Source organism: Flavobacterium sp. (assembly GCF_046293665.1).
In the GTDB taxonomy this organism is placed as follows: Bacteria; Bacteroidota; Bacteroidia; order Flavobacteriales; family Flavobacteriaceae; genus Flavobacterium.
Genome location: NZ_JBKBOL010000011.1, coordinates 64,552 through 79,311 on the forward strand (window position 1 = coordinate 64,552; position 14,760 = coordinate 79,311).

Below are 14,760 nucleotides of genomic sequence, written 5' to 3' on the forward strand. Positions count from 1 at the left end.
ATATTTCTGTCATGTTTGTTGGAAGCCCAATGTTTGCAGAATCATTGGGCTTTTTTTATTTAACATAAACTTTAGCAGTTGTATAACACCAATCGTATTGAATAATGACTAATTTTATCAAAAAATAAAGATGAAAAAAATACTTCTACTGAGTTGCGGCCTATTGCTACTATGGAGTTGCCAAAACAATGCACAAACAAAACCAGTTTTAAATACCTCTGAAAAAAGTAAAACAATGAACACAGAAACAGTGTACCAATTTAAGGTAACCGATTTATATGGCCAAGAATTTGATTTCGCCTCTTTAAAAGGTAAAAAGATATTAATTGTCAACACCGCTTCTGAATGTGGTTTAACACCGCAATACAAAGATTTAGAAGCAATATATAAGAAATATAAAGATAAAAATTTTGTAATCGTTGGATTTCCGGCTAATAATTTTGGTTCTCAAGAACCGGGATCTAATCAAGAAATCGCTAAGTTTTGCGAAATGAACTATGGTGTTACTTTTCCTATGATGAGTAAAGTTTCGGTCAAAGGAAATGACAAATGCGAATTGTATCAGTTCTTAACCCAAAAAAGTAAAAACGGATTACAAGACAGCGAAGTTGAATGGAATTTTCAAAAATACTTAATCAATGAAAAAGGCGAATTGGTCAAAGTATTATCGCCAAGAGTACTGCCAACTGATGCAGAAATCGTAGGTTGGATTAACGAAAAGTAAAATAATAGTTTACAAAAAGTAAAACCTGATGAAGTCATTCGTCAGGTTTTTTGCTTTAAAAATATCGACAAACGTCACTACGCTCGTGATTTAAAGAGTTTTTTATCCGTTCAACGATTTTTGAATACTTGTTGTGTGAATTGTTCATAGCTTTGAATTACGAAATCAACTACCACAATGATCATTATATGAAGAATATTTTTAACCCTGTATACAGAGAGGATTATTTAGAAGGTTATTCAAACGGACTAAATCCTTACCTGAAAACTTCTGAAAACAAAAATGAAGCCTATAATCTTGGTTTCAAACAAGGACGATTAGATTATGAAAGAATGAACGGAAAAGTCGCTTACGGTATTCCACAATTGATAGTCACCAACAAAGTTTTAGAAGATTTCCTTTTAGCCGGAATGTTGGGAATGGATATCGATTCTGATGGTTATACGGCTTTTCAAATTGATGTCATTCAGAAATGGTACCAAAGCGGTGTAGAGAAATACAATGCCAATCAGAGTAATTATTTACTCTCTATTTTAGAAGAAAACGGCATTGAATTGGCCTAACAAATACCCCTGACTTTTTTAAAAACTGATGTAACCCACATCAGTTTTTTTTATTTTGTTTTAAGGCAGTTACCTCAATTTCGATTTTCATTCGATCATCGGCTAATCCCGCAGAAATCATGGTTGCAGCAGGTCGGCTTTCGCCAAAATATTTTCTGAGAATTGGCCAACACTTTTTAAACTCATCTGCTTGAGGAACAATATAAAGCACGCGAACTACATCAGTTATTTCAGCATCGGCGTTAGCTAAAGCAGCAATTATATTTTTAAAACATTGCTCTGTTTGTTCTTCAATGTGCTCCGAAATCGTCATCTTATCATAATCAAATCCTGTAGTTCCGGAAACAAAAACCCAATCGCCTTGAACAACAGCACGGGAATAACCAATTTCTGCTTCAAAAGTCGAACCTGAACTGATTAGTTTTTTTTTCATAAAAAATATTTTAAAGGTTATTCCAACATCAACTGCATAATCTGAGAATGCAGCCAACGGTCAAATTTGAATCCGGTTTCTCTAATCACGGCTACCGTTTCGAAACCAAATTGCTCATGAAAGGTTACACTGCTCTGGTTTTCTGAGTCAATCACAGCTATCATCGTATGTAACTTTTGTTTTTTAGCCAAATCAATAAGATGGGTCATAATCACTTTTCCAATGCCTTTTCCGTGAAAATCATTGGCTACATAAACCGAATGCTCAACAGTAAATCGATACGCATCACGAAAACGAAACTCGCTATAATACCCAAAACCAACTACTTTTTCATCAACAACTGCAACAATCACCGGAAAACCTTTTGCTCGTTTTTCTTCAAAAATGGCGATTTGTTGTTTTAAAGTTCTAGGATTATAATCATATAAAGCCGTTGAGTTTAAAATGTTGTAATTCAGAATCTCAACAATAGCTTGTGTGTCTTCTTTTCTGTAAGGTTTGATGCTAATTTCCATGGAATAAAAAAGTGAACTCAAAAGTAATAAAACTATTCAATAGTATTGAAAAACCTACACAACTTTGTACCTTTGTAGTCCATAAAAAACAACAATGATTTATCCTAAAATACCGTTGGCACAAAGCATTATTGAGATTTGTAATGCCAAAGGAGTTCACGATATTATTATTTCACCCGGTTCCAGAAATGCACCATTGACTATTGGGTTTACCAATAATCCGAATTTTCGTTGCTATAGTATTGCGGACGAACGTTGTGCGGCATTTTTTGCCTTGGGAATTGCCCAACAAACACACAAGCCCGTGGCCGTAGTTTGTACATCGGGTTCGGCATTGCTAAATTATTATCCTGCATTGGCAGAAGCTTTTTACAGTCAGATTCCTTTTATAGTAATTTCGGCCGATAGACCTTTTGATAAAATTGACATAGGCGATGGACAAACCATTCGTCAGGAAAATGTTTTCTTAAATCATTCGCTTTATAACGCCAATTTACGTGAAGAAGCTTCAGAAGAAAACGATGTGTTTATCAATGAAGCCATTAACGTAGCCATTGCGCACAAAGGCCCGGTGCATATAAACGTTCCGTTTGAAGAACCATTATACCAAACGACTAATAAGCTGACAGTTGATGTGAATGTAACGCATTTATTCAAAGCGCATCGTTCAGTTAGAGTGGAAGATATTATCGCTTTTTCGACTTTGTGGAATCACAGCCAGAAGATATTGGTTTTAGTAGGCGAGTGTGCTCCGAATTCAGTAGAACAGAAATGGATAGATCAATTAGCGTCATTTCCATCGGTTGTAGTAATGACTGAAACTACGTCAAATCTGCATCATCCTAGTTTTATCAATAATATAGACACATTGATAACACCTTTTACGGATAAAGAATTCACTGAATTACAACCAAGAATTCTCATCACTTTTGGCGGAATGATTGTTTCCAAAAGAGTCAAAGCTTTCTTGAGAAAATACAAACCAAGACACCATTGGCACATTGATGAGCTCAGGGCTTATGATACTTTTGGCATTTTGACCAAGCATTTTCATGCAAGTCCGAATCAGTTTTTTTTGCAGTTTATGCCGCATTTAAAAGAAGTCAAAAGCGATTATAAAACTACTTTTGAAACCATCCACCAAGACCGAAAAAACAAACACTGCGACTATCTTTCGAAAGCTAAATTCTCTGATTTAAAAGCGTTTGAAGATATTTTATCAACTTTACCAAAAAATATTCAGTTGCAAATTAGCAACAGCGCTGCCATTCGTTACGCACAGTTATTTGATATTGACAGTTCAATACAAGTATTTTGTAATCGAGGAACAAGCGGTATAGACGGCAGTACATCAACCGCGATCGGAGCGGCAGTTGGTAGTGGAAAGCCAACCGTTTTAATCACCGGAGATGTTAGCTTTTTATACGACAGCAACGCGCTTTGGAACAATTATATTCCGAAGAATTTTAAAATTATTTTGATGAATAACGGCGGCGGTGGTATTTTCAGAATTCTGCCCGGTCATCAGGAAAATGAAACATTTAATACTTATTTTGAAACTTCTCATTGTTTGACCGCAGAACATTTGGCTAAAATGTACCAATTCAATTATTTGACGGCAAGCGATAAAACTACTTTATCAAGTGGTTTGAAACAATTATTTCAAAACAACGACAAACCAGCAATATTAGAAGTTTTTACACCAACACGCGAGAACAATAAAGTGTTATCGGGCTATTTTAAAGCTTTGGTCTAAATTTATATCTTTACTAAATGAGCCAAACCAATAAACTAAAAATATTCAACGATCCGATTTACGGGTTTATTACCATTCCCAATTCGTTGGTGTATGATTTAATCCAACACCCTTATTTTCAACGGTTGCGTCGCATTTCCCAAATGGGTTTGTCTTATTTGGTTTATCCCGGTGCACATCATACCCGTTTTCACCATGCGCTTGGCGCGATGCACATGATGCAAAAAGCGGTAGAAGTGCTTCGTTTTAAGGAAGTTTCAATTTCTAAAGACGAAGAAAACGCACTGCTAATAGCCATTCTTTTACATGATATTGGTCACGGACCATTTTCGCATGCGATGGAACACAGCATCGTAGAAGAAGTCAACCACGAAGCGATTTCACTATTGTTCATGAATAAATTGAATGAAGAATTTGGTGGACAATTAAGTTTAGCTATCCAAGTGTTCAAAGGCGAATACCATCGAAAATTCATGCTGCAATTGATTTCAAGTCAGTTAGATATGGATCGAATGGATTATTTAAAACGCGACAGTTTTTACTCAGGCGTTGCTGAAGGAAACATCAATTCCGACCGTTTAATCCAAATGATGAACGTAGTCGATGATGTTTTGGTCATGGAAGAAAAAGGGATTTATTCGATAGAAAAATTCTTAATGGCACGCCGACTAATGTATTGGCAAGCCTATTTGCACAAGACGAGCTTGGTGGCCGAATTGACATTGACCAAAACCTTGCAAAGAGCCAAAGAACTACTTCACAAAGGCGTTGAAATAGAATGTAGCCGTCCGTTAAAGTACTTTATGGAGCACAAAGTTACCCTCGAAAATTTTTCAACTCATGATTTAGATACTTTCTCACAACTCGATGATTTTGATATTATTAGCGCTCTTAAAGTTTGGCAATTACATGAAGATTTTATACTAAGTAGTTTGAGCAAAATGATAATCAATCGCGACTTATCTAAAATCAAACTCAACAGCGAAAAATTTCCTGTAGAAGTGTTGCAAGAAATGTCTAGCCGATTTGCGAAAGAAAATAATATCACCATTCAAGAAGCCAAATATTTCATCTTCAAAGGCAAAATTAAAAATCAGGCTTATAGTAAAGAAGCAGAACCGATTCGCATTTTGAAGAAAGACCGAACAATTGAGGATGTTGTGGAAGCTTCAGACCAATTGAATTTAAAAGCCTTGTCTAAACCGGTGACCAAGTATTTCATCTGTTATCCTAAACTTTTGGACAATATTTAACATTGATTTTTTTTTTATACTTTTGTATCGATGAAACGAACTACCAACATTTTGATCCATTCAATACAAATTACCCCAGGTAAGTTCCATCTTATACCTATAAAAAATAAAAATAGCTAAGATGAAATTTACAGCAGCTCAAATAGCAGGTATTCTTGAGGGTGTAGTCGTGGGTAATCCGGATGCCGAAGTTTTCAAGTTGTCAAAAATCGAAGAAGGTACTGAAGGTTCGTTAACATTCTTATCCAATCCGAAATACCTCAATTACATCTACTCAACCCAAGCTACGATTACTATTGTCAACAATACTTTTGAGCCTGAGAACGAAATCAAAACCACTTTAATAAAAGTCGAAGACGCCTATCAATCCTTTTCCAAGCTGCTTGAATATTATAACCAAGTAAAGCTAATGAAATCAGGTATTGAACAACCAACGGTGATTTCAGAGAATGTTACTTACGGAGAGAATTTATACTTAGGAAGTTTTAGTTACATTGGTAAAAATGTCATTATTGGTGACAATGTAAAAATTTACCCAAATACCTTTGTAGGCGATAATGTAACCATTGGTGATAACACTATTCTTTTTGCCGGTGTGAAAGTCTATTCAGAATCGGTTATTGGATCTAATTGTGCTATTCATTCCGGAGCTATTATAGGTTCAGACGGTTTCGGTTTTGCACCAACCGAAGATGGAACTTATAGTAAGATTCCTCAAATAGGCAATGTGATTTTAGAAGATTATGTTGACATAGGTGCAAATACTACTATTGATAGAGCAACATTAGGTTCAACAGTTATTCGAAAAGGCGTAAAATTAGACAATCATATCCAAATCGCTCATAATGTTGAAATAGGGGAAAACACCGTAATTGCCGCCCAAACCGGTGTTGCAGGTTCAACCAAAATTGGTAGTAATTGTATGATTGGCGGACAAGTTGGGATTGCCGGTCATTTGGTTATTGGCAATAATGTCCGCGTTCAAGCCCAATCAGGCATAGGAAAAAATATAACCGACGGTGAAACCATTCAAGGTTCTCCGGCATTTAATTATGGCGACTATAGCAAATCGTATGTTCATTTTAGAAATCTACCTAAAATAGTAGCCGATCTTGAAGATTTAAAGAAAAATAATAATACAAACTAATAAATAAGCATACCAATGGTTAAACAGAAAACCATCCAAAACGAAGTTTCCTTGACAGGAGTTGGTCTACATACAGGAAAAGAAGTAAAGATGACTTTTAAACCCGCACCGATTAACAATGGCTATACCTTTGTCAGAGTTGATTTAGAAGGAAGCCCGATTATTGAAGCGGATGCCAATTATGTGGTAAACACCCAAAGAGGTACCAACCTAGAAAAACTAGGCGTTAAAATTCAAACATCAGAACACGTACTTGCGGCTTTTGTAGGCTGTGATGTTGATAATGTTATCATCGAATTAAACGAATCTGAACCGCCAATTATGGATGGTTCATCGAAGTTTTTTGTAGAAGCAATTGAAAAAGCCGGTATAGTAGAACAAGATGCTGAAAGATGTTATTATGTAGTAAAAGAAGTTATCTCTTTTACCGATGAAACCACCGGAAGCGAGATTTTAGTAATGCCTTCAGATGATTACCAAGTAACTGCGATGGTTGATTTTGGCACCAAAGTGTTAGGTACACAAAATGCTACATTAAAGAATATCTCCGATTTCAAAACCGAAATCTCTGATGCCAGAACTTTCAGTTTTCTTCACGAATTGGAGACTTTACTAGACAATGGTTTAATCAAAGGAGGTGATTTAAACAACGCTATTGTTTACGTTGACAAAGAAATTTCAGAGAAAACCATGAACAACCTGAAAGTAGCTTTCGGAAAAGATAAAATTTCGGTCAAGCCAAATGGTATACTCGATAACTTAACTTTGCATTATCCAAATGAAGCAGCACGTCACAAATTACTAGATGTGATTGGTGATTTGGCTTTAATCGGAACCAGAATTAAAGGTAAGGTAATTGCCAACAAACCGGGTCATTTTGTAAATACTCAGTTTGCCAAGAAGCTTTCTAAAATCATTAAAATAGAACAACGCAACCAAGTTCCGGTTTACGATTTGAATTTGGAACCGTTAATGGATATTCATAAAATTATGAATATCTTGCCACACCGTCCGCCATTTTTGTTCATTGACCGAATCATTGAAATGTCAGACCAACACGTAGTTGGAATGAAAAATGTAACAATGAATGAAGGTTTCTTCGTAGGCCATTTCCCAGAAGCACCAGTTATGCCTGGTGTTATCATTGTTGAGGCGATGGCACAAACCGGAGGAATTTTAGTATTAAGTACAGTTCCGGATCCGGAAAATTACCTAACATTCTTTATGAAAATAGACAATGTGAAGTTCAAACACAAAGTACTTCCGGGTGATACTTTAATTTTTAAATGCGAATTAATTACTCCAATAAGAAGAGGAATTTGTCATATGCAAGCCAAAGCCTATGCTAACGGAAAGTTAGTAGCCGAAGCTGAATTAATGGCACAAATAGCCAAAAAACAATAATATATGAACCAACCATTAGCCTATGTACATCCTGGTGCGAAAATCGCTAAGAATGTCGTTATAGAACCATTTACAACTATTCACAATAACGTCATCATTGGTGAAGGAACTTGGATTGGTTCCAATGTTACCATCATGGAAGGCGCTCGAATCGGAAAGAATTGCAATATTTTTCCCGGAGCCGTTATTGCTGCTGTACCGCAAGATTTAAAATTTGGTGGAGAAGATTCACTAGCAATAATCGGCGATAATTCAACCATCAGAGAATGTGTGACCATTAACCGTGGTACCATTGCCTCAGGTCAAACTGTAATCGGAAAAAATTGTTTGGTTATGGCAACTGCCCATATTGCACATGATTGTCATATTGGCGATAATGCCATTATTGTAAATGGAGTAGCTTTGGCCGGACACGTAATTGTTGGAAATTATGCCATCATCGGTGGTTTAGCAGCAATTCATCAGTTTATCCACATTGGCGATCACGCTATGATTTCGGGTGGTTCGTTGGTGCGTAAAGATGTTCCGCCTTATACCAAAGCTGCAAAAGAGCCACTTTCTTATGTCGGAATCAATTCAGTTGGATTGAGAAGAAGAGGATTTACCTCTGACAAGATTAGAGAGATTCAAGATATTTACAGAATATTGTACCAAAAAAACTATAACACTTCACAAGCAATGGCCATCATTGAAGGTGAAATGGAAGCTACACCTGAACGCGACGAGATTTTAGATTTCATCCGAAACTCCTCAAGAGGAATTATGAAAGGTTACTCAGGTTCTTATTAAGAAGAAAGAACAAAGAATAAAGAGAATAGAAAATTAAATAAAATAGACAAAAATGGCATCTACATCAGATATTAGAAACGGATTGTGTATCAAATACAACCACGATATTTATAAAATCATCGAATTCCTTCACGTTAAACCGGGTAAAGGACCGGCTTTCGTAAGAACCAAGTTAAAATCGTTAACCAACGGTAAAGTATTAGACAATACTTTTTCGGCCGGACATAAAATTGATACGGTTAGAGTGGAAACTCAAAATTTCCAATATTTATATGCTGAAGGCAATCAGTTTCATTTTATGAATACGGAGACTTATGAGCAAATTACTTTGGATAAAAATATTTTGGATGCTCCGGATTTATTAAAAGAAGGAACAAACGTAATGGTGCAAATTAATACAGAAACCGATTTGCCATTGTCTGTTGATATGCCGGCTTCAATCGTTTTAGAAGTAACTTATGCCGAACCTGGCGTAAAAGGAAATACTGCTACCAACGCTACTAAACCTGCAAAAGTTGAAACCGGAGCTTCTGTAAACGTTCCTTTATTTATCAATGAAGGAGATAAAATCAAGATTGATACCGCTACGGGTTCTTATATGGAACGTGTGAAGGAGTAATTAATTTGAAGATGAAGCGATTTGAAAATTTGAAGATTATTTACTTCATTTTCAAATTCTCAAATTTTCAAATTTTCAAATTCAAAAAATGAAATTCCCAAGAATACATACCTTAAAAGAAATCGCAACCATCATCGACAGTCAATACGTTGGCGCTGATGATTTTGCAGTTCATGGCATGAACGAAATTCACGTGGTTGAACCGGGTGATATTGTTTTTGTAGATCATCCCAAATATTACGACAAAGCATTGCAATCGGCAGCGACTATTGTTTTAATCAACAAAGAAGTCGATTGCCCTGAAGGTAAAGCGTTGTTGATTTCTGATGATCCTTTTAGAGATTTCAATAAGTTAACCAAGCATTTCAGACCTTTTATAGCGGCTAATGCGAGTGTATCGGATTCTGCTGTAATCGGAGAAGGAACAATAATTCAACCCAATTGTTTTATTGGTCATCACGTAACTATCGGTAAAAACTGTTTGTTGCATGCGAATGTAATTGTGTATGACAACACGGTTATTGGTGACAATGTGATAATTCATTCGGGGACGATTCTAGGGGCTGATGCTTTTTATTACAAAAAACGTCCGGAAGGTTTTGACCAATTGCTTTCGGGTGGAAGAGTTATTATTGAAGATAACGTTGGGATAGGAGCGTTGTGCACTATCGATAAAGGAGTTACAGGCGATACGACTATCGGTGCCGGAACTAAAATTGATAACCAAGTCCACGTTGGACACGATACTGTTATTGGTAAAAAATGTCTGATTGCTGCCCAAACCGGAATTGCCGGTTGCGTAATTATTGAAGATGAAGTAACCCTTTGGGGACAAGTTGGTACAACCAGCGGTATAACAATTGGTGCCAAAGCAGTAGTTTTGGGACAAACCGGAGTGAGTAAATCCATAGAAGGCGGCAAAACCTATTCCGGAACGCCAATTGATGAAGCGCGGGAAAAGATGAAACAGTTTGCTTACATCAAGAAAATACCTGAAATTTTAAATAAACTCAAATAAATTATGGGCGCTAAAGCTATCGTTCAAGAATTTTACAAATCAGATGTACTGTTAGACGCGGATAAAGTAAATGCTTTATTGCATCCTGAAGTGGTTTTAGAATGGCACAGTTCTAAAGGTTTTTTGAAGCTTCATAAAGATCAAATCGTTGAATTGAGTACCGAGTTGAGTAAAGCTTATATTCGATCTAAATGCAGAATCTCTCATATAGTAGCTGATGGCAACACCGTTTCTGTTCGGTATTCACATTACGTAAAAACCATTGAAAACCCAAGAGAAGAAATGATGTTGGCCCATTTTATGGTCGTTTGGGAAGTTAAAAACGATAAACTTTTCCGTGGTTACCAAATGAGTCAACTATAGTAATTTTGCAAAAAAAACTAATCACTAATTACTGATTACTAATTACTATTTTCTACTTTTGCATCACACCCGAGGCCGGTAGGCCGAACGGAATGAAATTAAAAAATAAACACAAATAAACAAACACACACATGAGCGTTTTAGTTAATAAAAATTCAAAAATAATAGTACAAGGATTTACCGGAAGTGAAGGAACATTTCACGCTTCGCAAATGATTGAATACGGCACCAATGTGGTAGGTGGAGTAACCCCTGGTAAAGGTGGTACAAGCCATTTAGACCGCCCTGTTTTTAATACCGTTAAAGATGCTGTAGAACAAGCTGGCGCTGATACCTCTATCATTTTTGTTCCGCCGGCATTTGCTGCCGATGCTATTATGGAAGCTGCTGATGCGGGTATCAAAGTAATCATTGCCATTACAGAAGGTATTCCGGTAGCCGATATGATTAAAGCGTATGATTTTATCAAAGGTAAAAACTGCCGATTAATAGGACCAAACTGTCCGGGTGTAATTACACCGGAAGAAGCTAAAGTTGGTATCATGCCGGGCTTTGTTTTCAAAAAAGGAAAAGTAGGGATTGTTTCTAAATCAGGTACTTTAACTTATGAAGCCGCTGACCAAGTGGTAAAACAAGGTTTAGGTATTACAACCGCAATCGGTATTGGTGGAGATCCAATCATTGGAACAACCACAAAAGAAGCTGTAGAATTATTAATGAACGATCCGGAAACCGAATGTATCATCATGATTGGTGAAATCGGAGGCCAATTAGAAGCTGATGCGGCTTACTGGATTAAAGCTGATGGAAACCGCAAGCCTGTTGTTGGATTTATCGCCGGTGAAACGGCACCAAAAGGAAGAACTATGGGTCACGCCGGAGCTATTGTTGGAGGTTCTGATGATACGGCTGAAGCCAAAAAACGAATCATGAGAGAATGCGGTATCCACGTTGTAGATTCTCCTGCTGAGATTGGTAAAAAAGTAAAAGAAGTAATGGGATAATTGGTTCCTTCAATTGCTATAAATAATAGAAAGCCTCGAGAAATCGGGGCTTTTTTACATTGGCACCTTATTTGTTTTCTATATGTAACAAAAAAACATGTAACAATTAGGGTTGTTACACATAAACTTGTTACAAATGGAAAAAATAAGAGCATACCTCAGAAATGAATTAAATCTGACCCAAGAAGAAATGGCAATACTATTAAAGACTAAACGTTTACAATTGGCACTATACGAGTTGGAATCAAGAGAATTACCAAGGATCGCTTCAAAAAGATTAACAGCAATATCGCTCTACATGGCTAATGCCAAATCACCTGAAGCAGAGGATTTTCCAAAGCTAGAAGAAGAAAAAGAAAAATTTCTCGCGAAAGCCTTAGAAGACTGTAAATATTATCAGTTGGGTATCATTAGAAAGCTACCCAAAATGGAAGAAGCTAGTCAATCGGCATTAAAACTACTCCAACTAATTGAATATTTAAAAGGACAGGCTAATGAAGATGCACTGCATCCCGGAGCTATATCAATCTTAAAAGAAAAAGTCCAAAAGAGCCTTGATAAAAACGGTCCGCTAGAATTGCTGAAACTTCAGTTACAACTGCAATTATTGCAACAGGAAGAAGAGTTACTGTACAAGTTAATAGAAAGTAATAGCGTAGATAAATAAGAGTTGGAATAGCAATTAATTCAATTTTTTAACTGCAATTTCAAAAGATAGGATAGTCTTACAGGTATTTTATATATATTTGAGCATCAAACTATTTTTATGAAAAAACTTTACACTCTATTGGTTTTATTGTTTGCTATTTCTACCGCAAATTCGCAAATTGTAAATATTCCTGATGTGAATTTTAAGGCGAAGTTGTTAGGGGCGAGTTCAACTACAGGAATTGCCAAAAATCAGGCTGGCGTAAACGTAGCCATCGATACCAATGGAGATGGACAAATTCAAGTTAGTGAAGCTTCCTTAATTTATCAATTGATGATTAATGGACCAACCTCTATAACTAGTTTATTAGGTATAGAAAATTTCACTAACCTTACCGTATTATCTACTTCCAATACATCCATCACCTCATTGGATGTGACTGCTCTAACTAACTTAACTAATTTATCCTGCACTTCGAGTACATTGAGTAATTTGAATGCTAGTGGTTTGACCAACTTGACCTATCTAAATTGTCCGAATAATCAACTAACAATGCTCAATGTTTCGGGTGATACTGCTTTAGTAACTTTGCTTTGTAATGGGAACCAAATAAACCAATTGGATTTGACCGGTATGTCACAGTTGGAGGAATTTTATGCCTATTCCAATCAATTGACTTCATTAATAAACTTGTCTCATTGTTCAAGCCTTGAGTATCTTGAAGTTTATACCAATTTGTTGGGCAGTTTAGACGTAAGTGGCTGCCCGCTTTTAATTAGTTTAGATTGTTACAACAACAGCATTACCAGTTTGGATTTGAGCAACAACCCTAATTTACTCTTTGTTGAATGTCAAAATAATTTATTGTCAAGCCTCAACGTGCAAGATTGTGCTCAACTATTGACCTTAAAAGCCTCGGTTAATCTTTTGACTACTCTAGATATCAGTGAAACCAGGATTTCACAGTTGTATGTAGATTCCAACCAGTTGACCAGTTTGTATATTAAAAATGGTAGGTTTGAAACGCCGCTCTATCTTTTTAATAATCCTAATTTGGCTTATATCTGTTGTGATGAAAACCAATTGGTATCGATTCGAAATTCAATAGTCAGTGCCGGAATTCCAAATTGTGAGGTCAATACCTATTGTACCTTAGTGCCGGGAGGTAATTTTAGTACCATACAAGGAAATAACCGATTTGATTTTAACGGTGATGGCTGTGATGTCAATGATGTCAATGATGAATTCATGAGATTAAATATAACCAGCGGAAGCGTTACTTCAACTATTTTCAGCAATCCTTCGGGCTTATACACAGTCTATCTTCCTCAAGGAACTTATACTATAGCACCACAATTGGAAAACCCTTCCTATTATACCATTTTTCCGAGTAATTTTTCAGCTACTGTTCCTTTGGCTGTAAGTCCGTTACAACAGGATTTTTGCCTTTCAGCCAATGGTTCACACCAAGATTTAGAAGTAGTAATTGTTCCTTTGATTCCTGCAAGACCTGGGTTTAATGCTACTTATAAAATTATCTATAGAAATAAAGGCACCATAACACTGTCCGGAAACGTAGCGCTTACGTTCGAGGATAGCAAAATTGATTTTGTTTTGGCTAATCCAATGCCCACTACACAAAATTTTGGGTCGTTCACTTGGGATTATAACAATTTGCAGCCTTTTGAAACGAGACAGATTGCCCTGACTATGAATATCAATTCGCCAATGGAAATTCCGGCAGTAAATATTGGTGATCAATTGGATTTTATAGCCAACATCTATCCGCTACAAAATGACGAATACCCTCTGGACAATGAATCAGGCCTTAAGCAAATTGTAGTGGGTTCATTTGATCCGAATGATAAAACTTGTGTTGAAGGCACTTCCATCACACCAAGTATGGTAGGACAATATGTGCATTATGTGATTCGATTTGAAAACACCGGGACCTTTGCCGCTGAAAATGTTGTGATAAAGGACATGATTGATGTAACTAAGTTCGACATGACTACTTTAGTTCCCCTTTATGGTAGTCATCCATTTGTAACTCGTATGATTAATACCAATCAACTTGAGTTTATTTTCGAAAATATCAACTTACCCTTCGATGATGCCAATAATGATGGCTATGTAGCGTTTAAAATCAAAACCAAACCGACATTGGTTATTGGTAATTCATTCTCAAATAGTGCCAGTATTTATTTTGATTACAATTTCCCAATTATAACTGATACTTATACCACAACGATTCAAGCTTTAAGCAATCAGGATTTTGAGTTTAATAGTGTGTTTAGTTTATCGCCGGTTCCGACGAAAAATGTGTTAACAATTACTGCTAAAGAAAGTGTAGTCATGACTTCGGTTAGCATTTATAATACGCTTGGGCAATTGGTTCAAGTGAATACGAATCCAACAGAAACGATTGATGTTTCAGGATTACAAAGTGGAAGTTACTTTATTAAAATTATTAGTGATAAAGGAAACGCTACTGGTAAGTTTATAAAAGAATAATTTTTAAAA

The 14,760-nt window shown here is 36.2% G+C and carries 15 protein-coding genes; 13 read left to right on the forward strand and 2 right to left on the reverse strand.

The genetic code is table 11. From position 1 onward, the window contains the following. Positions 1–130: 130 nt before the first annotated feature. Entirely contained in the window at positions 131–724 is a 594-nt protein-coding gene (locus ACK4R1_RS13480; RefSeq protein WP_409688059.1) for a glutathione peroxidase, read from the forward strand. A gap of 188 nt (positions 725–912) precedes the next feature. After that, entirely contained in the window at positions 913–1,287 is a 375-nt protein-coding gene (locus ACK4R1_RS13485) for a hypothetical protein (protein WP_409688062.1), read from the forward strand. Positions 1,288–1,327: 40 nt separating this feature from the next. Here the strand turns inward: ACK4R1_RS13485 and ACK4R1_RS13490 are convergent, their stop codons facing one another. Both ACK4R1_RS13490 and ACK4R1_RS13495 read right to left on the reverse strand, forming a co-directional pair. Further along, positions 1,328–1,720 carry a RidA family protein gene (locus ACK4R1_RS13490; RefSeq protein ID WP_409688065.1) on the reverse strand — a complete coding sequence of 131 codons (393 nt, stop codon included), beginning with the start codon at positions 1,718–1,720 and terminating at the stop codon, positions 1,328–1,330. Between the two features lie 17 nt (positions 1,721–1,737). Continuing rightward, on the reverse strand, positions 1,738–2,235 hold the full coding sequence (locus ACK4R1_RS13495; RefSeq protein ID WP_409688068.1) for an N-acetyltransferase family protein: 498 nt from the start codon (positions 2,233–2,235) through the stop codon (positions 1,738–1,740). A gap of 94 nt (positions 2,236–2,329) precedes the next feature. Here ACK4R1_RS13495 and menD point away from each other — a divergent pair, with 94 nt between their 5' ends. The 11 genes from menD (at position 2,330) to ACK4R1_RS13550 (ending at position 14,751) form a co-directional block, all read left to right on the forward strand. Continuing rightward, on the forward strand, positions 2,330–3,991 hold the full coding sequence (gene menD / locus ACK4R1_RS13500; RefSeq protein WP_409688071.1) for a 2-succinyl-5-enolpyruvyl-6-hydroxy-3-cyclohexene-1-carboxylic-acid synthase: 1,662 nt from the start codon (positions 2,330–2,332) through the stop codon (positions 3,989–3,991). A gap of 17 nt (positions 3,992–4,008) precedes the next feature. Continuing rightward, entirely contained in the window at positions 4,009–5,244 is a 1,236-nt protein-coding gene (locus ACK4R1_RS13505; RefSeq protein ID WP_409688073.1) for an HD domain-containing protein, read from the forward strand. A 121-nt stretch (positions 5,245–5,365) separates the two neighbouring features. Continuing rightward, entirely contained in the window at positions 5,366–6,391 is a 1,026-nt protein-coding gene (gene lpxD / locus ACK4R1_RS13510; protein ID WP_409688076.1) for a UDP-3-O-(3-hydroxymyristoyl)glucosamine N-acyltransferase, read from the forward strand. Positions 6,392–6,406: 15 nt separating this feature from the next. Then, positions 6,407–7,795, forward strand: coding sequence for a bifunctional UDP-3-O-[3-hydroxymyristoyl] N-acetylglucosamine deacetylase/3-hydroxyacyl-ACP dehydratase (locus ACK4R1_RS13515; protein ID WP_409688079.1), 1,389 nt, complete (start codon positions 6,407–6,409; stop codon positions 7,793–7,795). Positions 7,796–7,798: 3 nt separating this feature from the next. Then, positions 7,799–8,584, forward strand: a complete 786-nt coding sequence (gene lpxA / locus ACK4R1_RS13520) for an acyl-ACP--UDP-N-acetylglucosamine O-acyltransferase (protein WP_121313714.1) — start codon at positions 7,799–7,801, stop codon at positions 8,582–8,584. Positions 8,585–8,636: 52 nt separating this feature from the next. Next, positions 8,637–9,203, forward strand: a complete 567-nt coding sequence (gene efp, locus ACK4R1_RS13525; protein ID WP_409688083.1) for an elongation factor P — start codon at positions 8,637–8,639, stop codon at positions 9,201–9,203. Between the two features lie 88 nt (positions 9,204–9,291). Next, positions 9,292–10,221: a UDP-3-O-(3-hydroxymyristoyl)glucosamine N-acyltransferase gene (locus tag ACK4R1_RS13530; protein WP_409688086.1), complete on the forward strand. Its 930-nt coding sequence runs from the start codon at positions 9,292–9,294 to the stop codon at positions 10,219–10,221. 3 nt (positions 10,222–10,224) lie between these two features. Then, on the forward strand, positions 10,225–10,584 hold the full coding sequence (locus ACK4R1_RS13535; RefSeq protein ID WP_409688089.1) for a nuclear transport factor 2 family protein: 360 nt from the start codon (positions 10,225–10,227) through the stop codon (positions 10,582–10,584). A gap of 131 nt (positions 10,585–10,715) precedes the next feature. After that, on the forward strand, positions 10,716–11,588 hold the full coding sequence (gene sucD, locus ACK4R1_RS13540) for a succinate--CoA ligase subunit alpha (protein WP_409688092.1): 873 nt from the start codon (positions 10,716–10,718) through the stop codon (positions 11,586–11,588). 136 nt (positions 11,589–11,724) lie between these two features. Continuing rightward, positions 11,725–12,255: a hypothetical protein gene (locus tag ACK4R1_RS13545; RefSeq protein ID WP_409688095.1), complete on the forward strand. Its 531-nt coding sequence runs from the start codon at positions 11,725–11,727 to the stop codon at positions 12,253–12,255. A gap of 99 nt (positions 12,256–12,354) precedes the next feature. Further along, positions 12,355–14,751 carry a T9SS type A sorting domain-containing protein gene (locus ACK4R1_RS13550; RefSeq protein WP_409688098.1) on the forward strand — a complete coding sequence of 799 codons (2,397 nt, stop codon included), beginning with the start codon at positions 12,355–12,357 and terminating at the stop codon, positions 14,749–14,751. The last annotated feature ends 9 nt before the right edge of the window (positions 14,752–14,760 follow it).